Source organism: Pseudonocardia kunmingensis, from assembly GCF_006716445.1.
In the GTDB taxonomy this organism is placed as follows: domain Bacteria; phylum Actinomycetota; class Actinomycetes; order Mycobacteriales; family Pseudonocardiaceae; genus Pseudonocardia; species Pseudonocardia kunmingensis.
Map to the genome: position 1 here is coordinate 350,745 of NZ_VFPA01000002.1, position 23,276 is coordinate 374,020.

At 71.8% G+C, this 23,276-nt stretch carries 22 protein-coding genes and 1 pseudogene; 14 read left to right on the top strand and 9 right to left on the bottom strand.

The features are described from left to right. The first annotated feature begins 27 nt into the window (after window positions 1-27). The 14 genes from FB558_RS17490 to FB558_RS17555 all read left to right on the top strand — a co-directional run bounded on the left by FB558_RS17490 (window position 28) and on the right by FB558_RS17555 (window position 15,004). The gene (locus tag FB558_RS17490; RefSeq protein ID WP_246106583.1) at window positions 28-882 is read left to right on the top strand and encodes an ABC transporter ATP-binding protein; all 855 of its coding nucleotides are present in this window, start codon (window positions 28-30) and stop codon (window positions 880-882) included. Next, window positions 879-1,676, top strand: a complete 798-nt coding sequence (locus FB558_RS17495) for an ABC transporter permease (protein WP_142054807.1) — start codon at window positions 879-881, stop codon at window positions 1,674-1,676. The genes FB558_RS17490 and FB558_RS17495 overlap by 4 nt, the downstream gene beginning before the upstream one ends. Before the next feature lie 4 nt (window positions 1,677-1,680). After that, on the top strand, window positions 1,681-2,472 hold the full coding sequence (locus tag FB558_RS17500) for an ABC transporter permease (RefSeq protein ID WP_142054809.1): 792 nt from the start codon (window positions 1,681-1,683) through the stop codon (window positions 2,470-2,472). A gap of 38 nt (window positions 2,473-2,510) precedes the next feature. Continuing rightward, window positions 2,511-3,230, top strand: coding sequence for a class II aldolase/adducin family protein (locus tag FB558_RS17505; RefSeq protein WP_142054811.1), 720 nt, complete (start codon window positions 2,511-2,513; stop codon window positions 3,228-3,230). Between the two features lie 48 nt (window positions 3,231-3,278). After that, window positions 3,279-4,781 carry an aldehyde dehydrogenase family protein gene (locus tag FB558_RS17510; protein WP_142054813.1) on the top strand — a complete coding sequence of 501 codons (1,503 nt, stop codon included), beginning with the start codon at window positions 3,279-3,281 and terminating at the stop codon, window positions 4,779-4,781. Between the two features lie 26 nt (window positions 4,782-4,807). Then, a complete protein-coding gene (locus FB558_RS17515; RefSeq protein WP_142054815.1) occupies window positions 4,808-6,592 on the top strand; it encodes a thiamine pyrophosphate-binding protein in 1,785 nt (594 codons plus the stop codon). Between the two features lie 140 nt (window positions 6,593-6,732). Beyond that, window positions 6,733-7,734 carry a substrate-binding domain-containing protein gene (locus FB558_RS17520; RefSeq protein WP_142054817.1) on the top strand — a complete coding sequence of 334 codons (1,002 nt, stop codon included), beginning with the start codon at window positions 6,733-6,735 and terminating at the stop codon, window positions 7,732-7,734. A 51-nt stretch (window positions 7,735-7,785) separates the two neighbouring features. After that, window positions 7,786-8,802, top strand: a complete 1,017-nt coding sequence (locus FB558_RS17525; RefSeq protein WP_142054819.1) for an ABC transporter substrate-binding protein — start codon at window positions 7,786-7,788, stop codon at window positions 8,800-8,802. 149 nt (window positions 8,803-8,951) lie between these two features. Next, a complete protein-coding gene (locus FB558_RS17530; RefSeq protein ID WP_142054821.1) occupies window positions 8,952-10,187 on the top strand; it encodes an FAD-dependent monooxygenase in 1,236 nt (411 codons plus the stop codon). Window positions 10,188-10,390: 203 nt separating this feature from the next. Further along, window positions 10,391-11,371 (top strand): ABC transporter substrate-binding protein, encoded by a 981-nt coding sequence (locus FB558_RS17535; protein WP_246106584.1) that lies wholly within the window; start codon window positions 10,391-10,393, stop codon window positions 11,369-11,371. A gap of 42 nt (window positions 11,372-11,413) precedes the next feature. Then, window positions 11,414-12,247, top strand: coding sequence for an ABC transporter permease (locus FB558_RS17540; RefSeq protein ID WP_142054823.1), 834 nt, complete (start codon window positions 11,414-11,416; stop codon window positions 12,245-12,247). Beyond that, entirely contained in the window at window positions 12,244-13,050 is an 807-nt protein-coding gene (locus FB558_RS17545; RefSeq protein ID WP_142054825.1) for an ABC transporter permease, read from the top strand. The genes FB558_RS17540 and FB558_RS17545 overlap by 4 nt, the downstream gene beginning before the upstream one ends. A 1-nt stretch (window position 13,051) precedes the next feature. After that, window positions 13,052-13,927 carry an ABC transporter ATP-binding protein gene (locus FB558_RS17550; RefSeq protein ID WP_142054827.1) on the top strand — a complete coding sequence of 292 codons (876 nt, stop codon included), beginning with the start codon at window positions 13,052-13,054 and terminating at the stop codon, window positions 13,925-13,927. 102 nt (window positions 13,928-14,029) lie between these two features. Then, on the top strand, window positions 14,030-15,004 hold the full coding sequence (locus FB558_RS17555) for a MarR family winged helix-turn-helix transcriptional regulator (protein WP_142054830.1): 975 nt from the start codon (window positions 14,030-14,032) through the stop codon (window positions 15,002-15,004). A 135-nt stretch (window positions 15,005-15,139) separates the two neighbouring features. Here the strand turns inward: FB558_RS17555 and FB558_RS17560 are convergent, their stop codons facing one another. The 9 genes and pseudogenes from FB558_RS17560 to FB558_RS17600 all read right to left on the bottom strand — a co-directional run bounded on the left by FB558_RS17560 (window position 15,140) and on the right by FB558_RS17600 (window position 23,227). Further along, window positions 15,140-15,583: a zinc-binding dehydrogenase gene (locus FB558_RS17560; protein WP_142054832.1), complete on the bottom strand. Its 444-nt coding sequence runs from the start codon at window positions 15,581-15,583 to the stop codon at window positions 15,140-15,142. Next, a pseudogene (locus FB558_RS17565) lies at window positions 15,580-16,453 on the bottom strand (transposase). Before FB558_RS17565 ends, FB558_RS17560 begins: the two are co-directional and overlap by 4 nt. Before the next feature lie 413 nt (window positions 16,454-16,866). Continuing rightward, window positions 16,867-17,376: a DinB family protein gene (locus FB558_RS17570; RefSeq protein WP_142054834.1), complete on the bottom strand. Its 510-nt coding sequence runs from the start codon at window positions 17,374-17,376 to the stop codon at window positions 16,867-16,869. A 33-nt stretch (window positions 17,377-17,409) separates the two neighbouring features. Further along, window positions 17,410-17,844, bottom strand: coding sequence for a cupin domain-containing protein (locus tag FB558_RS17575; protein WP_142054836.1), 435 nt, complete (start codon window positions 17,842-17,844; stop codon window positions 17,410-17,412). Window positions 17,845-17,952: 108 nt separating this feature from the next. Next, a complete protein-coding gene (locus FB558_RS17580; protein WP_142054838.1) occupies window positions 17,953-18,738 on the bottom strand; it encodes an alpha/beta fold hydrolase in 786 nt (261 codons plus the stop codon). Continuing rightward, window positions 18,735-19,199 (bottom strand): (2Fe-2S)-binding protein, encoded by a 465-nt coding sequence (locus tag FB558_RS17585; protein ID WP_142054840.1) that lies wholly within the window; start codon window positions 19,197-19,199, stop codon window positions 18,735-18,737. The genes FB558_RS17580 and FB558_RS17585 overlap by 4 nt, the downstream gene beginning before the upstream one ends. Next, window positions 19,196-21,565, bottom strand: a complete 2,370-nt coding sequence (locus FB558_RS17590) for a xanthine dehydrogenase family protein molybdopterin-binding subunit (RefSeq protein WP_246106586.1) — start codon at window positions 21,563-21,565, stop codon at window positions 19,196-19,198. The genes FB558_RS17585 and FB558_RS17590 overlap by 4 nt, the downstream gene beginning before the upstream one ends. A gap of 7 nt (window positions 21,566-21,572) precedes the next feature. Continuing rightward, complete coding sequence (locus FB558_RS17595; protein WP_142054842.1) at window positions 21,573-22,406, bottom strand: FAD binding domain-containing protein; 834 nt, start codon at window positions 22,404-22,406, stop codon at window positions 21,573-21,575. Beyond that, entirely contained in the window at window positions 22,403-23,227 is an 825-nt protein-coding gene (locus FB558_RS17600; protein WP_170231364.1) for an SRPBCC family protein, read from the bottom strand. Before FB558_RS17600 ends, FB558_RS17595 begins: the two co-directional genes overlap by 4 nt. Window positions 23,228-23,276: the final 49 nt, after the last annotated feature.

Consider the following 23,276-nt stretch of genomic DNA (forward strand, 5'->3'; position numbering starts at 1 on the left):
GGACAACAGCGAGGGCAGGGATCGTCAGTGCGGGTCAGTGAGAGCACGGGACAGCAACTGCGGGAGGCCGACGGCCATGGCGTCGGCCTCGGCGTCCGCCTCGACGACGTCTGCGTGGTCTACGCGACGAAGGACGGGGAGGGCGTGGAGGCGGTCCGCAGCGCCGAGGGACACATCGCGGACGGCCGTTTCGTCTCGTTGATCGGGCCCAGCGGGTGCGGCAAGAGCACGTTGCTGGACGTGGTCGGCGGGCTGCGCACGCCCGTGCGCGGCGGCGTCAGCATCGACGGCGAGCCGGTGACCGGGCCCCGGCGCGACACCGCGATGGTGTTCCAGGAGGACTCCACGCTGCACTGGCGCACGGTGCTGAGCAATGTCGCGTTCGGACTGGAGATCGCCGGCGTCGGGCGGAAGGAGCGCGAGGCCGCCGCCCGCGACATGATCAACCTCGTCGGGCTCAAGGGATTCGAGCACCGGCACCCGCGCGAGCTGTCCGGGGGCATGAAGCAGCGCGTCGCCATCGCCCGTGCTCTGCTGCTGGACCCGCGCATCCTGCTGATGGACGAGCCGTTCGGCGCCCTGGACCAGCAGACGCGGATGTTCATCGGCCGCGAGCTGCTGCGGGTGTGGGACGAGACGCGCAAGAGCGTCCTGTTCGTCACCCACGACATCCAGGAGGCGGTCTACCTCTCCGACGAGGTGTGGATCATGTCGGCCCGCCCCTCGCACATCATGGAGAAGATCGTCGTCGACCTGGACCGGCCGCGGGGTCCCGAGACTCTGACCAGCCTGCGCTTCCACGAGCTGACCTCGCAGGTCTGGGAGCTGCTCCGTGCGGAGTCCGAGAAGGTGCTCGACGCGAGTGGCGAGCTCACCGCATGAGCCGCGCGCCGCTGCTCGCCCCGCCCCGTGTCCCGCTGGTCCACCGGCCCTCGTTCGTCACCACCGCCCGGTGGGGCATCGTGCTCGGTGCGGTCGCGGTGCTCGAACTCTGCGCCCGGACCGGACTCATCGAGCCGCTGATCATGCCCGCGCCGTCCGCGATGCTCCTGCGACTGGTCGAGGTGGTCCGCGGTGACGAGTTCATCGGGGACCTGGCCACGACGGTGGCCGCGGTGCTGGCGGCCTTCGGGATCGGTGCCACTGGCGGCCTGCTGATCGGCATCCTGTTCTGGCGGCTCCCGTTCGTGGGCGCCACCTTCGAGCCCTACCTCGTCAGCCTGTACTCGATGCCGACGCTGGTGTTCTACCCGATCCTGCTCGCCGTTCTGGGTCTCGGGCCTGCACCGATCATCGCGATCGCCACCACGATGGCGCTGATCCCGGTGGCGCTCAACACGATGGTCGGGCTCAACTCCATCTCGCCCACGCTGCCCAAGCTGGCCCGGTCCCTGAACTGCAGCCGCAGGCAGCTCTACCTCAAGGTGCTCGCGCCCGCGGCCACGCCGCTGATCGTGCCCGGTCTGGTGCTCGGGTTCATCTACGCGATGATCGGCGTCATCGCGATGGAGTTCATCCTGGCGTCCGAGGGGTTGGGCTTCCGGATCGGCTACACGTACCGGGCCTTCGACATGCAGGACATGTACGCCTACATCCTCGTGGTGCTCGTCATCGCGGTGGCCGCGAACGTCCTGCTCAACAGCATCGAACGCCGCGTCCGGAAGGACATGGGCTGACATCGTGACCACCACCGAGACCGGCATCGCCGCGCCGCCGGCACCCCGCCCCACCGCATCCCGCTCGGCCTGGCGTCTATCGGTGGCCAGGGCGGCGGTTCCCGTCGCCGCCCTCGCCTGCTGGTACGCGCTCGACCCGTTCAGCGAGCTCGTCCCGTCACCCACCGACACCCTCGGCCGGCTCTACGGCGGCTTCGCCGAGGGCTGGATCTACCCAGGCCTGGCGGCAACCGGAAGCGCGGTGCTCAGCGGGTTCGTGCTCGGCACCGTCCTGGCCTTTCCGCTCGGTTACCTCATGGGACGCAGCAGGACGCTGACGGCGATCTTCGAGCCACTGGTGGCCGGCACCTTCGCCGTTCCCCGGGTGATCCTGTACCCGATCCTGCTGGCCGTCTTCGGGGTGGGCCTCGAGGCCGAGATGACGATGGTCGCCATCTCGGCGTTCTTTCCCGTCCTGATGTCGACCGCGGCGGCCGTCCGCGCCGTGAGCGGCTCGCTGCTCAAGCTGGGCCGCTCGCTGAACGCGAGCAGGCTGCAGCTGGCCACCAAGATCGTCATTCCGGAGGCGGCGCCGAGCATCATGGTCGGCATCCGGATCGGCTTCAGCATCGCCTTCATCGCAGCGATCATCGCCGAGCTGTTCGCGGCCAAGGCCGGCCTCGGGCTGATGATCTCCCAAGCCTTTGCGGTGCTGGATCTGCCGCGCATGTACGCGATCGTCCTGCTGGTCATGCTCGCCGCCTTCCTCGGCAACATGCTGCTGTGGTGGGCGGAGGGCCGGCTGCGCCGAGGCTGATCCCCGTACCCGAGCCGCTCGACAGGAGAACTCATCACATGGCTGAGCACGAATCTCCCGCCCGACAGGCCGCCGAGGCGAACCAGGCCCTGGCAGTGGCGGGCCACGCGGACATGGTGTGGGGACACGCCACCGTGCGCGATCCCGAGGGGCGCGGCGTGTGGATGAAGGCGGCCGGGTGGGCCTTCGAGGAGGTCACCGACGAGCGGGTCCTGCTCGTCTCGCCGGACGGCGACGTGCTGGCGGGCGAGGGCAACCGGCACTTCGAGTACCCGATCCACACCGAGATCATGGCGGCCCGCCCGGACGTGGGCGCGGTCGTGCACTCGCACGCCACAGGGGCGGTCGCGTTCGCCTCGTTGGACGTGCCGCTGCGCGCCGTGTCGCACGACGCGGTCTCCTTCCTCGATCCCGACGTGCCCCGGTTCACCCTGACCAGCAACCTGATCACCGACGCCAAGCTCGGCGCCGCCCTCGCCGAGGCGCTCGGCGACGCGGCCGGCGTGCTGATCCCGGGCCACGGTCTGGTCACCGTCGGTGAGAACGCCGCGGCGGCCGTGATGCGCGCGGTGCTGCTGAACCGGGCCTGCCACACCCAGCTGCAGGCCATCCAGGCTGGCGGCCCCGCGGTGTGGACCTGCGAGGAGGAGGCCCGCGCCAAGCGCGAGACGGTGGTGACCCCCGCCTTCCTGGCCGCGGGCTACGACTACCTCGTCCGGCGTGCGCGGGCCGGGCAGTTCCCCATCACCGGCATCTGAGCCGTGCACCGCGCAGACCCCGGATCCACGCCGAGAAGGAGGAACGTGATGACCGGCGCCCCGATCACGGCCAGCGAACCGACGGAGGCGGAGAACACCGCCCGTGCCGAGGCGTTGCTCGACCGGCGATGGCGGCTGCTGGCGGCCGGCCGTCTCGTCGCGGCGCGATCCGGCCGGACGTACGCCGACTCCAGCCCGTGGACCGAGGACGTCATCGCCGAGGTGCCCGACGCCGACGAGCAGGACGTGGTCGCGGCGGTGGACGCCGCCCGCGAGGCCGCGGCGGGCTGGCGCCGGACCCCGGTGCGCGAACGCGCCCGCCTCGTCGAGCAGCTCGCGGACGCGATCGAGGAGCGGGCCCAGGACTTCGCCGTGCTGGACGCGATCGACGGCGGGGCGCCCGTGCGAGAGATGTCCTCGGACGTGCGGGTGGCGGTCGGCTCGCTGCGGATGTTCGCCGGCCTCGCCCTGGAGCTCAAGGGCACCACGATCCCGGCCAGCGAGAACCTGCACTACACCGTGCGCGAGCCCTACGGGGTGGCCGCGCGGATCGTCCCGTTCAACCACCCGTTCATGTTCGCGGCCAGCAAGATCGCCACACCGCTCGTGGCCGGCAACGCCACCGTGCTCAAGCCGCCGGAGGTCGCCCCGCTGTCCGCGCTCCTGCTCGGCGAGCTCGCCGCCGAGATCCTGCCGCCCGGCGTGCTGTCGATCCTGGTCGGCGACGGGCCGGCCGTGCCCCGCGCAATCGTGCGCCACCCCGCGGTGCGCCGCATCGGCTTCATCGGCAGCGAGCCGACCGGACGGGCGATCCAGCGCGACGCCGCCGACGCCGGCGTCAAGGAGGTGACGCTCGAGCTCGGCGGCAAGAACGCGCTGATCGCGTGCCCCGACACCGACCCGCTCCTGGTCGCCCGCGGTGCCGTCGATGGCATGAACTTCACCTGGTCCGGCCAGTCGTGCGGGTCCACGTCCCGGCTCCTGGTGCACGAGTCGCTCGCGGACGAGGTCGTCGCTGAGGTGGTCCGTCTCCTGCAGGGCCGCCGGATCGCCTCGCCGCTGGACCCGACGAGCGAGCAGGGGACCGTCATCTCGCGGCAGCACTACGACCGGATCCTCGGCCACATCGCCATGGCCAGGGCGGAGGGCGCCGAGGTGCTCGCGGGCGGCGGCCCGCCGCCCGGGATCGAGCGGGGACTGTTCGTCGCGCCCACCGTGCTCGGGTCGGTGGCGGCAGACTCCCGCATCGCCCGCGAGGAGGTCTTCGGCCCCGTGCTCTCGGTGATCCGCTGGAAGGACGAGAGCGACGTCGTGGCGATGGCGAACAGCGTGGACTACGGGCTGACGGCCGCCGTCTGGACCGACGACGTGCGCCGGGCCCACCGCATGGCCCAGGAGCTGGGGGTCGGCTATGTGTGGATCAACGGCACGTCCCGGCACTTCCCCGGGGTGCCGTTCGGGGGCGTGAAGGGCTCGGGAATCGGCCGCGAGGAGAGCATCGAGGAACTGCTCGGCTATACCACCGTCAAGGCCGTCAACGTCATGCTCTGACGGCTCCAGGCTGCGGAAGGACCGGGATGCACGACGACGAGAAGGTCGAACTGCCGGGCGAGGTGCCGTGTGAGTGGGGGAGCGACGCCATCGCGGGGGCGCTGCGCGCCACCGGCGTTCCGTACATCGCGCTCAACCCCGGCGCCAGTTACCGCGGGCTGCACGACAGCCTGGTGAACCACCTCGGCAACGCCGACCCGCAGATGCTGCTCTGCCTGCACGAGGAACACTCCATCGGCATCGCCCACGGCTACGCCAAGGTCACCGACAGCCCGATGGCCGCCGCGGTGCACAGCAACGTCGGCCTCATGCACGCGACGATGGCGATCTTCAACGCCTACTGCGACCGGGTGCCGATGCTGGTGCTGGGGGCCACCGGACCGGTCGACGCGGATCGCCGCAGGCCCTGGATCGACTGGATCCACACCGCGGCCGACCAGGCCGCGCTGGTCAGGCCCTACGTCAAGTGGGACGACCAGCCGGCGTCGGTCCGCGCGTCCGTGGCGTCGGTACGGCGGGGCAACCAGCTCACCCGCACGCACCCGGCGGCTCCGGTGTACGTGTGCTTCGACGCGGCGGTGCAGGAGCAGCCGTTCACCGAGGACCTGGCCGGCGACGCCGCCCGGTACGCCGCGATCGCCGACTCCCAGCCGGCCTCCGAGTCGATCGCGGCTGCGGTGGACCTGCTGGCCGGGGCGGCCCGGCCCGTCATCCTGGCCGGCCGGGTGAGCCGCGACGGTGCCGAGTGGGACCGGCGGGTGGAGCTCGCGGAGCGCATCGGCGCGGCGGTCGTCACCGACCTCAAGGTCGCCGCCGCCTTCCCGACGGACCACCCGTTGCACACCGGTACACCGGGGTTGTTCGTCTCCCCGGAGAACCTCGAGCTGCTCCGATCCGCCGACGTCGTGCTCAGCCTCGACTGGGTGGACCTCGGCGGCACCCTCCGGCTGGCCAACAAGGGGGAGGAGCCGAACGCCCGAATCATCTCCGCGAGCTCGGACCATCAGCTGTTCAACGGCTGGACCAAGAACGACCACGTCCTGCCGGCGGTCGACGTGTTCCTGCACAGCCGCCCGGACACCGCCGTCGCGGCGTTGCTGGAACGGCTACCGGACGGTGCGGCCACGCCGGCCAGCCGCTCCGCCATCACCGGCACCGCCGAGGATGCCGCGGAACCACCCGCCACCGGGCCGACCGGCAAGCTGACCGTCGGGCACCTGGCCACCCGGCTGCGCGCGGCCACCGCGGCCGACGCCGTGACGCTGGTCCGGACCCCGTTCGCCTGGGACGCCTCGCACTGGCCAGTCCGCTCACCGCTGGACTACCTGGGATCGGACGGCGGGGGCGGCATCGGCTCTGGCCCCGGCATCGCCGTCGGTGCGGCGCTGGCGTTGAAGGGCACGGGGCGCATCCCGCTCGCCGTCCTCGGGGACGGCGACTACCTGATGGGGCTGACGGCACTGTGGACGGCAGCGCGGTACGAGCTGCCGCTGCTCGTCGTCGTGGCGAACAACAGCTCCTTCTTCAACGACGAGCTGCACCAGGACCGGATGGCGCGGATCCGCAGTCGACCCGTGGAGAACGCCCACATCGGGATGCGGATGGAAGGCCCGGAACCGGACCTGGCCGCGCTGGCCCGCGGGCAGGGCCTGGAGGGCATCGGCCCGGTGCGCACGCCCGAGGAGCTCTCCGCCGCCATCACCGCCGGGCTCGAACACGTCCGCGGCGGCCGGACCGCCGTCGTCGACGTGCGGGTGGAGCGGGGCTACGGCAGCAGCACCGCCGCGGCGATCGCCCGGTCGCCGGGCTGACCCAGATCTGGGATCCGTCAGTCCTCCGCATACCCCTCGTGTTCGTTTCGCTCTAGCCGGTCGATCAGGGATTGAACAGGCCTTGTGAGGTTTCGATGGCATTGCTAGCTTCCCAATATGGTCCGTATACGAATCATTTCATGAGCACGCTCCTTCCGGTCACCGTCGCCTGCGGGGATTACGATCGGACGCTGGCCCTGCGCACCGGAGAGGTCCGGGCCGAGGGCGTCGCCCTCAACTACCTCACCCTGCCGGTCGAGGAGACGTTCTTCCGGATGGTGTCCTACCGGGAGTTCGACGTCGCCGAGATGTCGCTGTCGACCTACGTGATGATGCTGGGGGACGATTCGGAGACCAGCCCGTTCGTCGCCATTCCGGTGTTCCCCTCCCGGGTCTTCCGGCACAGCGGCATCTACGTCAACGCGCGTTCGGGGATCGAGGCGCCCGATGACCTCGTCGGCCGGGTGGTCGGGGTGCCGGAGTACCAGATCACCGCAGCCGTGTGGATCAGGGGGCTCCTCGCCGAGCACCACGGGGTGCCGGTCGACGGCGTGCGCTACCGGACCGGCGGACTGCACGCGCCGGGCCGGCACGAGAAGGTCGCGGTGAACCCGCCGCCGGGCGTCGAGATCGCGGCCATCCCGGAGGACCGGACGCTGGCCGACATGCTGGTGACCGGGGAGATCGACGCGCTCTACAGCGCGCGCACCCCCAGGCCCTTCGCCGAGGGCTCGCCCGAGGTGCGCCACCTGTTCCCCCGCCCGCACGAGGCCGAGGCCGAGTACTTCCGCAAGACCAGGATCTTCCCGATCATGCACGTCCTCGCGCTGCGCCGGGAGCTCTACCGGGCGCACCCGTGGCTCGCACGGTCGCTGATGAAGGCGTTCGGGGAGGCCAAGGTGCTGGCCGCCGCGGACATGGACGAGACCGCCGCGCTGCGCTACATGCTGCCGTGGCTGGCCGAGGAGGTCCGCCGGACCCGCGAGGTGATGGGCGAGGACTACTGGCCCTACGGGATCCGGGACAACGAGCACACGCTGAGTGCCTTCCTCCGGTACTCGCACGAGCAGGGGCTCGCGCAGCGCTCGTGGGAGCCGCGGGACCTCTTCGCCAAGGAGTGCCACGGCGAGGTCGTGGTCTGACCAGGACCCCACCCCCCGACGACGAGCAGGGCAGAGGCAAAGGAGCCGGAGATGCGTCCGCACGACACGACCGTCAACCGACGGCAGGTCCTGGCAGCGTTCGGGTGGGGCGTCGGCGGGGTGGTCCTCCTCGGCGCGGCGAGCGCGTGCGGCGGGTCGGGCGGGGGCGGCGCCGGCTCGTCGCACCAGGGGGAGGTGGCGGTCACCCACATGGAGACCAACATCTCCGCTGTCCCGTTCCTGGTGGCCGCGGAGCTCGGGTACTACCGGGACGAGGGGCTGGAGCTGGACCTCGTCAGCTTTCCCGGCGGAACCGACACCGTCCGCGGTGTGAGCACGATGGGTTTGGGCATGCCGGCCACGCTGCCCGCCTTCACCGCACATCAGAAGGGGCAGCGGGACCTGCGGCTCATCGCCGGGTGCGACAACCGAGCCCGTGCCGTGTTCCTGGTGCCGGCGGACTCCGAGCTGCACTCGATCGAGCAGCTGCGGGGCAAGCGGATCGCCGCGAGCCAGCCCGGCTCGATCACCACCTACTTCGCGACCAGGATCGCCCGCGAGGTCGGACTGACGCCGGGTCAGGACGTCGAGATCCTGCACGTCGGAGGCACGACGGAGGCCTGGACCGCGACGACCCAGGGGCTGGCGGACGTCGCCTGGTCGTTCCCTCCGACCTCGGAGGTCCTCATCAGCGAGGGCAAGGCGCGGCAGCTGTTCGACACCAGTGACTACGTCACGAGCTGGACCGATACTACGCACTGGGCCACCCAGTCGTTCATCGACGACCATCCCGACACCATCGCGGCGTTCCTGCGCGCGCAGCAGCGGGCGATCGACACCATCTCCGGCGATCTAGAGACGGCTGCACCCGCATATGCGCGCCGAGGCGGGATCTCCCTCGAGGTCGCGCGTTCGGTGCTGCGGCAGGCGGCCGACGGACTCGACCTGGCCATCGACAGGGCCGCGGTCGACGAGGTGATCCGAGCCGGCGGCGAGCTCGGCCAGATCGATCCGACGGCCGTCGACGTCGACTCCATCGTCATCGCCGACTTCGTGGAGGGGGTCTGAACCGGTAGGTCGGTGAGCGGGACGGGCCTGCTCTTGACCGTACTTCGGAGGAGCTTCTAAGCTCAGATAGTCAGTATACGGAGCAGTTTCCCCGCCGCCGCCCATCCGGGCGTTGATGGACGGGGCGTCCCCGAAAGGCCTCGATGCCGATGACTGATCTCGTGAAGGCGCCGTTCCTGGTCGCCGGGGGCGGCATCGGTGGTCTCGCCGCCGCGCTGGCGCTGTCCCGGCACGGCTACCGGGTGCACGTCCTGGAGCGCGCGGAGGCGTTCGGTGAGATCGGCGCAGGCCTCCAGCTGGCCCCCAACGCCTCGCGCATGCTCGAACGACTCGGAGTGCTGGAGCAGGTCACCGCGGACGCGTTCTTCCCGAGGCGTCTCGTGCTCATGGACGCCCTGTCCGGCGAGCAGATCACCGCGCTGGAGACGGGCGAGGCGTTCGCCCAGCGGTACGGCCACCGCTACTTCGTGACGCACCGGGCCGATCTGCTGCAGGCCCTCTTCGACGCGTGCAAGGCGTCCGAGCACGTCACTTTGGAGTCCTCCAAGGAGGTCGTGGACGTCGAGAAGCTGCCCCGGGGAGCGCGCGTGAGCTGCGCGGACGGGACCGTCTACGAGTGCGGCGCCCTGATCGGGGCCGACGGTCTCCGGTCGGTCGTGCGCGAACGCCTGGTGGGCGACGCGGAACCGGTCTGTTCCGGCTACGTCGCCTACCGCGGCACGGTCCCGATGGCGGACATGCAGGCGAAAGCCGGCCTGGACCGGCTGGACGACATGGTGATCTGGGCGGGGCCGGGGCTGCACCTGGTGCAGTACCCCGTCCGCCGGGGCGAGCTGTGCAACCAGGTCGCGGTCTTCCGTAGTCCCGCGCACGCGGCGGGCCTTCCGGTATGGGGCACCGAGGAGGAGCTCGAGGCGGCGTTCGCCGATGTGTGCCCCGAGGTCGCCGGCGGGATCGCGATGATCGACCGGTCGCGGCGGTGGCCGATGTTCGACCGGCCGCCGCTGGAGGGCTGGACCGACAACCACGTCACGCTGCTCGGGGACGCCGCTCATCCGATGCTCCAGTACATCGCCCAGGGCGCCTGTCAGGCGCTCGAGGACGCGGTCGTGCTGGCCGACAGCGTGCACGCCCACGGCGGTGAGGTGGCCCCGGCCTTCTCGGCCTACGCGGCGCAGCGGGCGCCCCGCACGGGCCGCGTGCAGACCACTGCCCGGCTCTTCGGCGACGTGCTGCACATCGGCGGCGTGGGGGCCAGCATGCGCAGCGCCCTGCTACGGCAGCGCGCGCACGACGACTTCCGCGACACCGACTGGATCTACGCCTACCCGGGCCCCGGTGCCCCCGGGGAGGAGGCGCAGCCGGCTGCGTGTCGAACTCCTTGACCCGGGGCGGGGGTGCAACTATGGTCCCATCGTCCGTACACGGAAGGACGCGCCCACATGGGAGCGCGTCCGGGTCCTCCGCGGCGCGGCGTCCCCGCACCCGGCCGCGCGGCAGGCCGATCGCGGACGCGGTGCCGCCGCATCCCTGGACGACACCGGGCCAGGCCCGGGTGAGTGCCCCGGCTGATCGACAGGAGCACAACGTGCCAACACTGCGTGGAACGACCGCTCGACGGCACCGGCGCGGCCTGGTGGGGATCGGTGCGCTGCTCGCCGTCCTGCTCGCCGGGTGCGGTGGCGAGGACGCAGGCGCGGCCGGAGGCACCGAGACCGTCACCCTCGGCCTCATCCCGATCGTCGACGTCGCCCCGGTGTACCTCGGGATCCAGCAGGGCTTCTTCGAGCAGGAGGGGATCGGCCTCGAGTTGAGCTCCGGGCAGGGCGGCGCCGCCATCGTGCCCGGGGTCGCCAGCGGCAGCCTCGATTTCGGTTTCGGCAACAACACCTCGACGCTGCTGGGCGCGTCCAAGGGCCTGCCGCTCAAGGTCGTGGCGAGCGGTGTGTACGGCACCGGCACGCCCGGCGCGGATTACGTCGAGGTCATGGTGACCGGCGACAGCCCGATGCGGTCGGCCGCCGACCTCGTCGGCAAGAAGGTCGCCGTCAACACCCTGCAGAACATCGGGGACACCACCGTGCGGGCCTCCGTGCGTGCCGCGGGCGGCGACGCCGGCGCGGTGGAGTTCGTCGAGATGCCGTTCCCCAACATGAACGCGGCGCTCGCGGCCGGCGACGTCGACGCCATCTGGCAGGTCGAGCCGTTCCTCGCGATGGCGAAGGCCGACGGTCACCGGATCCTGGCCTCGCCGTTCACCGACACCACCCCGGAGCTGATGGTGTCGACCTACTTCACGACCCGGAAGTTCGCCCAGGAGAACCCCGAACTGGTCGCGCGGTTCACGACGGCGATCGACAAGTCCCTGAGCTACGCGCGGGACAACCCCGACGCGGTGCGCGCGATCATCCCCACCTACCTCGACATCCCGGCCGAGCTGGCGGCGGAGCTGGTGCTCCCGAAGTGGACACCTGAGATCAACAGGACGGCCATCGAGGTGCTGGCCGAGCTCGCCGAGCGCGACGGCCTGGTGACGACACGGCCGGACCTTCAGGCCCTGCTCGGCTGAGTGGCAGTCGCCCGCACGCACCACACCTGGAGGCGCAGGCCCATGACGACAGCAACCGCCGTGCCCGTCACCGGGGCCGGGGCGGACGGCCGGCGCCGGTCGGGCCCGCCGCGCACGGGCCGGCTGGGTGTGCTGGGGCTGGCCAGCCTGGTGGGGCTCCTCGAACTGATCCCGCGCACCGGTCTGGTCGACCCCGGATTCCTGCCCCCGTTCAGCGCGATGGCGCTGGCCCTGGTGGACCAGCTCGGCACTGGCGAGTTCTGGGATGCGCTGGGTGCCACGATGCTGGGGGCGGCGCTCGGCCTGGCCATCGCGATGGCCGGCGGCGTGGGCCTCGGCATGGTCATCGGCAGCGTCCCGGTCCTGCGCGCGGCGACCAGCTCGACGATCGAGTTCCTGCGCCCCATCCCCTCGGTGGCGCTCATCCCGCTGGCCGTTCTGATCTACGGCGCCGAGCCCCGTGCCACGCTCCTGCTGGTGGTCTACGCGTGCTTCTGGCAGGTCCTCGTGCAGGTCCTCTACGGCATCCAGGACGTCGACCCGGTGGCCCGCGAGACCGCTCGGTCGTACCGCTTCTCGACGTGGGCCCAGGTGCGCACCGTCATCTGGCCCACCGCGCTGCCCTACGTCGTGACGGGCTTCCGGCTGGCCGCCGCCGTCGCCCTGGTCCTGGAGATCACCGGCGAGCTGATCATCGGCAGTCCCGGGCTGGGGCAGCGGATCGCGGTCGCGCAGTCCTCCGGCGCGGTGGCCGCGCTCTACGCGCTGGTCATCGTCACGGGGCTGATCGGCGTCGCCGTCAACCTGGTGGCCCGGACCGCCGAACGCCGGGTGCTGCACTGGCACCCCTCGATCCGCGGGGAGCTCCCTCGATGAATACCGTCGCCGCGCCCCGGAGCGCCTCGTCGCTGCTGCGCAGGCTCCTGCTCGTCGCCGGGCTCCCGGTCGTGCTGGTGAGCGCGTGGTGGGTGGCGACGGCTGGCAGCGAGAGCTTCTACTGGCCTCCGCTGCAGACCATCCTGGGCGTGTTCGGCGACACCTGGCTGACCGGGCGGCTGACCTCCGAGGTCCTGCCCAGCATCGGCAGGCTGCTCGTCGGGTACGTCCTGGCCCTGGTCCTGGGCATCGCCCTGGGAGTCGCCGTCGGCTCCTCACGTGCGCTGCGCGCCGTCCTGGAACCGGTCCTGGAGTTCTTCCGCGCCGTCCCGCCACCGGTACTGGTCCCGATCATCACGCTCTTCGCCGGGATCGGGAACGGCAGCAAGATCCTGGTCATCGTCTCCGGCTGCGTGTGGCCGGTTCTGCTCAACACGGTCGAGGGCGTGCGGTCGCTCGACGAGGTGCTGGACGACACCGCCCGGTGCTTCCGGATGCGCAGGCGCTCGCGGCTCGTGCACCTCGTGCTGCGTGGCGCCAGCCCGCAGATCGCCGCCGGGGCCCGCCAGGCGCTGTCCATCGGGATCATCCTGATGGTGATCAGCGAGATGTTCGCCGCCAGCAACGGCCTGGGGTTCACCATCATCCAGTTCCAGCGCGGCTTCGCCATTCCGGAGATGTGGAGCGGGATCATCCTGCTCGGCCTCATCGGAGTGGCGCTGTCGCTGATGTTCCGTATCGCCGAGTCTCGGGCTCTGGCCTGGTACACAGGCCTGCGCCGGTCCCAGCGAGGAGAGGGCTGAGATGTCCACACCCGCCGACGTCCGCGCCGCGACCCCCGTTCCCGGGTCCGGGCATCCGCCGCTGCTGGACGTGCGCGGCGTCCGCAAGGTGTACGACGGCCGCGGCCGCAGCGTCGAGGCGCTGCGGGACCTGACGTTCGGCGTCGCCGTCGGCGAGCTCGTCTGCATCGTCGGCCCGTCCGGAGCAGGCAAGACCACGTTGCTGCGCTGCATCTCCGGCCTGCTGGAACCGACCTCCGGTGAGGTCGTGCTGCAGGGCGAGCAGGTGACGGGCCCGCCGCGGGGGATGGCGGTGGTGTTCCAGGAGTACGGCCGCAGCCTGTTCCCGTGGATGACCGTGCGCCAGAACGTCGAGCTGCCGCTGAAGGAGAAGAAGGTCCCGCGCGCCGAACGCCGGCGCCTCGTGGAGGAGGCGCTCGAGGCCGTCGGCCTCGCCGACGTGCACACCGCGCACCCCTGGCAGCTCTCCGGCGGCATGCAGCAGCGGGTGGCCATCGCCCGTGCGCTGGCCTACGAACCGCAGGTGCTGCTCATGGACGAGCCCTTCGCCGCCGTCGACGCGCAGACGCGCGCCGATCTGGAGGACCTCGTGCGCGCGCTCTGGAAGCGGCTCGGCGTCACCGTCCTGTTCGTCACCCACGACATCGACGAGGCCGTCTACCTCGGCCAGCGGGTGCTGGTGCTGTCCGCCTCGCCCACCGTCGTTCTCGAGGACGTCGTCATCGACCTGCCGGCCGAGCGCGACCAGCTCACCATCCGCTCGCTGCCCCGCTTCGCCGAGCTTCGGGGCCACGTCTACCGGCTCGTCCAGCAGGCCAAGCGCGGCGGCGGCGCGGCGGCAAGCGGGCCGCCCGGGCGAGCGCCCGAGGCGATGTGAGACCGGGAGGACCACGTACCGTCGGGCCCATGATGTGCGACCGGTTCCCGCTGCTGCGGGGGGAGGCGCTGGCGACGTGGCTCTGACGCCGGGCGGCGCGGCGTGACTAGGAGCCCGGTCCCGGCCCCGGAGCTCGTGCCGGAGTCGCCCGACCCCGAGGGCCTGCCGGTCCTGGACAGCGCGCCCGGGCACCTCATCCGCTGCGCCCAGCAGGTGCACGGCAGCCTGTGGCAGCAGCACGTGCCGGTGAACCTGACGTCGGTGCAGTACGGGATCCTGCTCGTCGTCGGGCAGCAACCGGGCATCGACCAGCGCACCGTCGGCGAGCTCATGTCGCTCGACAAGTCCACCGCGGCCGACGTGTTGCTCCGGCTCGCCCGGCGGGGCCTGCTGGACCGCGAGCGCGACGTCGAGGACGGCAGGCGCAAGCTGGTGAGGCTGACCGAGCAGGGGAGGGCGGCCCTGCTGGCGGGCGCACCGGCGGTCGTCGGCATCCAGGAGCGGCTCCTGCAGCCACTGTCCTTCGACGACGGCGAGACCCTCCTGGGGGTGCTCCGCCTGGTCGCCTACCGCGGTGATCCACCCAGCCCCAGCGCCGCGACCGAGCACAACGCCGTCGTGCAGGGCTGGCCGTTGCGGCTGCCGGCCGTCCGGTTGCACACGGCTCCCGGACACCTGATCCGCCGCGCGCAACAGGTGCACACCACGCTGTGGGGGGAGCGGGTGTCGCCCGACCTCACGTCGGTGCAGTACAACGTGCTGCTCGTGCTGCACCACGAGGCACGGATCGACCAGCGGACGTTGGGGGAGCGCGGGTCGCTGGACAAGTCGACGGGGGCCGACGTCATCGCTCGGCTGGAGACCCGGGGGCTGGTCGCGCGCATCCGCGACTCGGCCGACGGCCGCCGCAACCTGCTGACCTTGTCCGCCGAGGGCCGCGACCAGCTCCTGCGTCACGCCGCGGCGGTCGTCGACGTGCAGCACGAGCTGCTCCGGCCGCTGTCGTCTCCCCAACGGCAGGTCTTCCTGCGACTGATGAAGCGGATCTGCGAGCCGATCTCCCCGCCGGCGCCGTGACGCCCGGCGGACACGCCCGCCGCGGCCGACGGCGGTGCCTCCCGGACGTCCGGAGCCGCGACGCCCCTGAGGGCAGGTAGCTCCACGTGTCGCGCAGGGGTCGTGGGTGCATGTGGCCGTTGACCCGGTGGAACGTCAGGGTGTGAGGACCGCCCGCCCCCGGACGCGGCCTTCGGCGAGGTCGTCGAGCGCGCGCAGCGCCTGGTCGAGCGGGTAGCGCTGCGTCTCCAAGGTGACCCGGCCGCGCGCCACGAGCTTCATGAGGTCGTCGAGGTCTGCGTAGCTGCCCACGAGGTTGCCCACGACGGAGATCTCCTTGGACACCAGCTCGACCGTCGGCGTCGTCAGCTGCGCCCCGTAGCCCACCACGAAGTAGGTGCCGCCCTGACGCAGCATCCGGGTGGCCTGCTCCGGGGTGTTCTGCTCGCCGACGAAGTCGATCACCACGTCGCCACCGGTCAGGTCGGTGACGCCCTCGATCGCGTGGTCCGCGTCGAGGACCACCTCCGCGCCGACCTTGGCCGCCAGCTCTCGCCCCAGCTCACCGCTGTCCACCGCGACGACCCGGGCGGATGTCATCTCGCGCAGCAGCTGGACCCCGATGTGGCCCGGTCCCAGCTGGTGGCAACCACGATGCCGTAGCGAGTGGTCTCGGTGCTCGTCGTGTGCTGCGGTTCGGGCCAGGTCGCGGGCTTGTCCAGGGCGATCTCCGGGCCGTGCTTGGGTGGGCGTCCGTTGGTGCCGGGCACCCGCGGTGGCTTGGGCAGCCGCAGGACCCGGTCGGAGCGGATCCGCCCGACCAGCTCGACCGGGAGGTCGGCCAGGACGAACGCGAGCCGGGTGATGTCGTAGCCGGCGTCGGTCACGACCAGAATCTGCGGGTCACCGGGGCGCCACTGCCCGGCCATGATCAGGCGATCGATCACGGCGCGGAGCTGGGCGGTGGTCACCGCGGTCGCATCGTCAGCCGGGCCGAGGCGGACCGCGTCCAGCACCGCGGTCCACGAGGTCCGGCCGGTCTCGAGGGCGGCGACGAACGAGTACGGCCAGCCCGGGATGAGCTGCGCCGTGTTCTTCGCCCGACCGTAGACGTGGCAGAACAGCCGCTGCGCGCTGGTTGCAGCGTCCGGTCGCAGCCACGGGCTGACATCGACCGCGCCGCCCATCCCCCGTCCTGGGCAGCGGTGACGACGCCAGCGTCCGGCGCAGCCTCTCGGGCTCGACCCGGCCCCGGCCCAGCGCGTCGTACATCGCGCCGTGCCCGCGCCGGTGCTCGGCCACCAGGGTCAGCTCGACCAGCGAGGTGACTGGCCCATCAGCGCACAGCACTGCGTCGGTCAGCTCGAACAACGCATCCGCTCGGGCGGTCAGCGAGGCGTAGAACTCGTGGCGGAACCGCGACAACTCCCCAATCGCCGAGACCTGAGCATGATCGTGCAGACTATCCACCGCAGCCCTTGTGTTGATCTTCTTCCTTCGACAGAAGCATGATCAACCAAGGGCTGCTTCCATGATCAACCAGGGTCCTCACAGGCAGCGCCGACGCCTGCCGAGGTTAAAGATCAAGCTGAGCGGTGAGGCCGGGTAGAGACTGCGTCTGGGCGTCCGTCGACTTCGAGTGGTGGTCGTGCCGGGCAGCATCCTCGCCCGGGTGGGGCAGCGGCATACGCTTCCAGGCGTATTTCCGTGCGGAGCGGGAGACCGCTCTGAGCCGTTGGGCCCGGGGCTCCATCGCCGACCGCTGCCGACGCGACCCCTACCGCCGCACAGCGTTGGCTCCTCACGTCACGTTGGTCCGGCCGCCGAGCAGTCACGAACGTGTTGCCCCGCAACAACAAGCGCGGGAGCGTGCATCTCCGCGGCTACTCGCCGGTTCGTCCGTCGATCAGCTCGCGGACGATGTCGAGGTGCCCGGCGTGGCGAGCGTACTCCTGGAGCAGATGCAGCAGGACACGCTCCAGCGTCGCAGGTTCCGCGTCGGGCCAGCGTGGTCCGGGCGCGCCGCGTTCGGACAGGTCGTGGGCCTCGACGACGTCGCGGGTGTGCGCCGCTTGGCTCTGTAGGGCGTCGACGAGCTCGGGCAGGCTCTCGTGCTCGGGGACGAACCAGCGCCCGTCGCGGGAGTCGCCCCAGGGCTCGGCGACGGGCCTGCCCGCGAAGCCCCAGACGATCCAGCGAAGCTCCACGTACGTGAGGTGCTTGAGCAGCCCGAGTGGAGTCCAGCGGGAGCCGAGCCGACTTGCGCGCAGCTCGTGGTCGGGCAGCCCCTGCAGCTTGTCGATGATCACCGAGCGGAAGTAGTCGAGGTAGTCGAGCAGCACCTCGGCGCGCGACGGGCGCGGTGCGGTCGGTTCGGGGAACGGCACGCTCACCGCACCCACCCTGACACCTGCGCGCCTTGCGGGTCAGCCCGACGCCGGACCGACCCGGCGCGCGAACGGCTGGGCCGGGTCGGGCAGCGGAGCGTTGACGGCGAGGTGCACGGTGGGCTCGGTGCCGCCGTTCCAGTTGCGGTGCGGCACCCCGGCCGGAAAGACGATCAGGTTGCCCGCCTCGACCGAGTGCTCGGTGCCGTCGACCTCGATGCTCATCGTGCCCTGGAGCACGAAGAAGATCTGGTCGCCCTCGTGGGTGTGCAGGCCTTCCGGCGATCCGCCACCCGGCGGCGTCTGGATGTAGGCGACGGAGCAGTGCCGCGCGCCGCTGTCGTGGCCGAGCAGCATCTGCGCGTACCGCTCGTCCGGCGCCAGCGCCGCGAACCTCGCCCGGTCCACCTGCCGCACGGGGGCGAACCCCGGCTGGCCGGTGTCGGGCTGGGCGGTTTCCGGCTGGTCGGTCATCGAGTCCCTTCCGAGGGCTGTTCTGGATCGGGGAGCAGCGAGGTCGTCGGCCGAGCAGCAGCCGACTCCCCCACGATGCCGGTCCGGGCCGGCCCCGGCGTGCGCCGGTCAGGTGAACAAGTGCTGCTCGGCCAACGTCCTGGCCTGACTGCTCTCGACCATGCTGAGGTGCCGCGCGTCGGGCAGGACGACGAGCCGGGAGCCCGGGATGCCCGCGTGCAGGGTCTTCGACATCTCCGGGGGAGTGGCGTAGTCCTCCTCCCCGACGATGACCAGGGTCGGAACGCCGATCTGCCCGAGGCGGTCGGTTGCATCGAACGCGCCCAGCGCGCGGCACGCGGCGGCGTGCGCGGCCTTCGTCGTCCCCGTGAAGATCTCCGACACGCGCGCGGCGACGTCCGGATTCGCGGCGCGGAACCCGTCGGTGAACCAGCGTGTGAGCTGGAAGCCGAGCAGGTCGGCACGTTCGGACCCCTCGGCCTGCAGGGCACGCTGCTCCCACTGGGCGACCCGGTCCGGGCCGTAACTGCTGGTGGAGTCCACGAGCACGAGGGAGCCCACCAGGTCGGGACGGGCCAGGGCGAGCGCCTGCGCGGTGCAACCGCCCATCGACATCCCGAGCACGCCGACGTCCCGCAGGGCCAGCTCGTCGAGCACGCTCGCCGCGTCCTCGGCCATCTCCCCGACGGTGAAGGGCCGCCCGTCCCAGCTCGACCGTCCGTGTCCGCGGGCGTCGATGGCGAGCACCCTCCTGCCGCGGCCGCTCCACTCCTCGGCGAGTGGCCGCCAGAGCTCCGCGGCGGAAGCCAGCGGGTGCAGCAGGACGACGGTGGGGCCGTCCAGCGGGCCGAGGTCCAGCACGCCGAACTCGCCGCGCGGGGTCGTGACGGTCATCGGGTCGCCGCCATCCGCTCGGCCGCCAGCTCGACGGCGGCGATGATCTCCGCGTACGTCCCGCAGCGGCAGATGTTGCCCTCCAGGTGTGCGACGATCTGCTCCTTCGTCGGCCGCGGGTTCTCCCGCAGCAACTCGTCGGCCATGAGCACGAACCCCGGGATGCAGTACCCGCACTGCATCGCGCCGGTCTGCACGAACGCCGCGACGATGGGGTGGTCGGGCGGCAGGCCGTCCGCAGTCTGGATCTCCGCCCCGTCGTAGCGCACCGCGCGGGCCAGGCACGAGCTCACGCTGTGCCCCCCGACGAGCACGGTGCACGCGCCGCAGGCGCCGACACCGCAGCCCTCCCGGGCGCTCGTGCTGCCGACCTGCTCCCGCAGGACGTCCAGCAGCAGGTCGTCGTCGCCTGCCCGGACGGCCCGCCGCGTGCCGTTGACGACGTACTCGATCTCGCTCACAGGTCCACCCCTGCTTCTGTCATTGCGTCGAGGACCCGCTCGGGGGTCAGGGGCAGCCGGGTGATGCGCACGCCGACGGCGTCGCGCACCGCGTTGGCGACAGCGGGGGCCACCGGGATGAGTGTCGTCTCCCCGACGCCCTTCGCCCCGAACGGGCCCGTGCGGTGCGGGCTCTCGACGATGACCGAGGTGATCTCGTGAGGCATGTCCCGCACCGACGGGAGCTGGTAGTCCAGGAGCGTCCCGTTCACGAGCTGGCCCTGGTCGAACACCATCTCGTCGAACACGGCGTGCCCGAGGCCCATGATCGCGCCTCCGGAGAGCTGCTGCTCCACCATGGTCGGGTTGATCGCCCGGCCCACGTCCCCGGCGCTGGCGAGGTGCTCGATCGTCAGCCGCCCGGTGGCGCGGTCCACCAGCAGCTGGACGGCGACGGCCCCGGCGAACCAGTGCTCGGTCACCTTCTCCGACCGGCCGGTCGCCTTGTCGTATGGCTCCCACGCCGTGCCGAAGTTCGCCTGCTCGGTCAGGGTCGTCCCGCGCGCGCCGAAGTGCCGGTGCAGCACGTCGGAGATCGGGGTGATCTCCCCGGTGCGGCCGTTCTGCACCCCGCCGGGGACGAGGGAGAGGCGGTTGCGGCCGGACGAGGTCTGCGCAGCGGCCAGCTCGAGCAGCCGGTCGCGCATCTTCTCGGCGACCAGCCGCACGGCGTTTCCCGTGTGGTAGGTCGATCGGCTGCCGGCCGTGATCGTGTCGTACGGGGTGACGTCGGTGTCCGCGTTGACCACCCGCACCGCGTCGGCGGGGAGGCCGAGTACCTCGGCGACTATCTGCGGCATGATCGTGTCACTGCCCTGGCCCATGTCCACCGTGCTGATCAGCAGCGTCGCCGACCCGTCCTGGTTGAGCTGGAGCACGGCGTTGGAGATCGTCGGCGTGAGTACCGCCTTGACGCCGACGGCGACACCCCGCCCGCGGGCGTAGCGGCCGTCGGGCCGCTCCAGCGGCCGATCCCACCCGATGGCCGCCGTGACGGCGTCCAGGCATCCGACGAAGTCGGCGCTGTGCATCGGGGTACCGACCGGCGCGATGTCGCCTTCGCGGAGCAGGTTGCGTCGGCGGAAGGCCGCGGGGTCCTCGCCGTGGCTGCGGGCCAGCTCGTCCACGAGGCTCTCGTGCGACCACGTCACCTGCGGAACGCCGAAGCCGCGGAACGGCCCCGCTGACGGCTTGTTGGTGTAGATGCAGCGGGACCGCACGTGCACGTCGTGCACCCGGTACGGCCCGGCCGCCACCATCCCGGACTTCGCGGTGATCCGCGGGCCGACGTCGGCGAACGCGCCCGTCTCGTAGCGGACGTCGGCCCGGGACGCGACGATGTTCCCGTCGGCGTCGGCGCCCATGCTGCTGATCACCTGCACGCCGTGGCGGGAGGTGAGGACGAACGCCTCCTCACGGGTCGCCCGGATCCGCACGGCACGCCGCAGGGTCCACGCCAGCGCCGCGGCGAGCGGCTCCAGCCGGTCGTACATCTTCGCGCCGAAGCTGCCGCCGAGCGGCCCGGTGCGGACGCGCACCCGGTTGAGCGGCAGGTCGAGCATGTCCGCGACGGCCTGCCGGCAGTACGACGGCGTCTGGGTGGTGGTGAGCAGGACCAGCGTCTCGCCCTCGATCCACGCGTTCGTGCAGGGCAGCTCGATGGGCACGTGGTGGGTGGGCGGCGCCCAGAAATCGCCCTGGGCGGTCGTCGCCGCACCGGCCATCGCCTTGTCGACATCGCCGTCGACGAGGTTGTACTCGTAGTTGACGTTGGTGCCCGAGATGCCGGCCAGGTGCTTGAGGTCGCCGAAGACCGCCGAGGGCCGCAGCTCGTCGTGCACGTAGGCGACCCCGTCGATGGCCGCCTGCACGTCGTGCACGGGCTCGAGTTCCGCGTAGTCGACGACGACCAGGTCTGCTGCGGCCCGCGCGGTGGCCACGTCGAGGGCGACGACCGCGGCCACCGGCTCGCCGACGTAGCGCACCTTGTCCACGGCCAGCGGGGGCTGGTCGTTGAACGCCGGGCCCGTGTACATGCGGTCGCCGAGCGCCGCGTGCAGGTCGGCCCCGGTGACGACGGCCTCGACGCCGGCGACGGCGAGCGCCGCGGATGCGTCGATGCCGACGATCCGGGCGTGCGGGCGGGTGCTGCGGGTGATGCCGACGGCGGCAGCGGCCGGAACGGGCAGGTCCGCGACGTAGGACAGCGTGCCGCGCACCTTCGCCTCGCCGTCGCGGCGCGGCTCACGCCTTCCCACCGAGAACGGCATGGCGGCCTCCGCGGGGGACTCGGCCGGGGCGGAGCCCTTGTCCAGGAGTTCGGTCACGGTCGCGCTACCTCCACGCCTCGGTCACGGCATCGGCGACGGCGACAAGGCCGAGCCGCCGCTTGTAGGACTCGCTGCCCCGGATGTCGGGGATCGGGTCGAGGAGCGGTTCGGCGACCGACCGCGCCGCGTCCACCGCCGCCGCCCGATCCAGCCCGGAGACGTCGATCTCGACGAACCGCGGCACGGGTGCGAGCGCACCGAGCCCGAGGCGCAGGCGTCGGCTGGTGCCGGAGCCGGCGCCGACCAGCAGAGCGCCGGCCGAGGCGGAGGGCCAGTCGTTCTCGCCGAGGCTGCTCTTCTTCGCGTACGCGTGGGAGGAACCGGCAGGCTGGTCGGGCACGGTGATCCCGATGATCAGCTCGCCCCGCTCGACGGCGGTGGCCTGGAACCCGACGAAGAACTCGCGGGCCGCGACGTCCCGCGTGCCCCGCGCCGAGGCCAGGTGCACGGTCGCGTCGAGGATCATCAAGGCCGTCGGCGGGTCCAGCCGGTAGTCGCCGTGGGCGATGTTGCCCGCCACGCTCGCCGTGTTGCGGACGCGCGGGTTGGCGACGCGACCGCAGGTGTCCGCGAGCAGCGGCGCGGCCGCCCGGATCGCCGGGTTCGTCTCGACCTGGCGCAGCGAGACCATCGCGCCGATCCGGGTGCAGTCGTCCGCTCGGTGGATCTGGGCGAGGCCGGGGATCCGGGCGACGTCGACGAGGTCGGTGGCGGCGATCAGCCCCTGCTTGAGCAGAACCTGGATCGCGGTGCCGCCGCTGAGGACCATCGCGTCCGGCCGCTCCAGCAGTTCGAACGCCTCGGCCGGCGTCGTCGGGCGGTGCAGCACGGCGTTCATCGGCCGGCCTTGCGGGCGAGGAGGACCTTGCGGAGGACGACCAGCGCCGCGACCGCGCCGACGACGACTGCGGCGACGGACCGGCCGGTCAGGCTGCCAAGGGGAGCGCCGGCCCCGTCGGAGATGGGACGGAGCGAGGCGACCGCTGCCGCCGCGGCGTCCGCCGGAGCGACCGGGGCGGCGGTGACACCGCGAGAACCGTTGGTGGAGGCCACCGGTACCGGAACACCCGGGAGCGCGGACACGGCAGGAGCGGTGACGGCACCCGCCGCGAGCGGAGCGGCCTCGTGCAGCACTCCCGCCGGCGCGGGGACGGCGGCCAGTACCTGGCGGCCGGGCGCGCCGTTGGTGCGTGCGGACGCGCCGGCCGTGACGTCCTCGCCGGCGCAGGCCCTGGCGAACGCCTGTAGGAACTCCTTCTCCACCTCGACGGTGCGGCGGCGGAAGATCGCTTCGCCCATCCGGCCGAGCCGCCCCCACATGGCCAGCTCCATCGCGTACGTCACGTCGGACCCGCCGCCTGCCGGTGCCACGTCGAGCGAGGCGTCGACCTTGAGCGAGCTGCCCAGCCGGGCGTCCTCGCCGGTCAGGACCGCGCGCACCGTGTGCGGTGGCGAGAGTTCGGTGATCTCCACGGAGAACGCGGCGTCGAACCGGACGTGCGCGATCTCGTTCGTCAACCGCCCGCGGAAGTGCGCCTCGTCCGGGCGCTCCAGCTCCGTGCACCCCGGAATGCACGCCAGCATCGTGGGCGCGTCCAGGAACTTCTCGAGCACGGTGGCCGGCTCGGCCGGTACGTGGAACGAGGAACCAAGTTTCACTTCTTGACCATCCAGCGAGACGTCGTGTCCTGTCAATAGGACAGTAGGT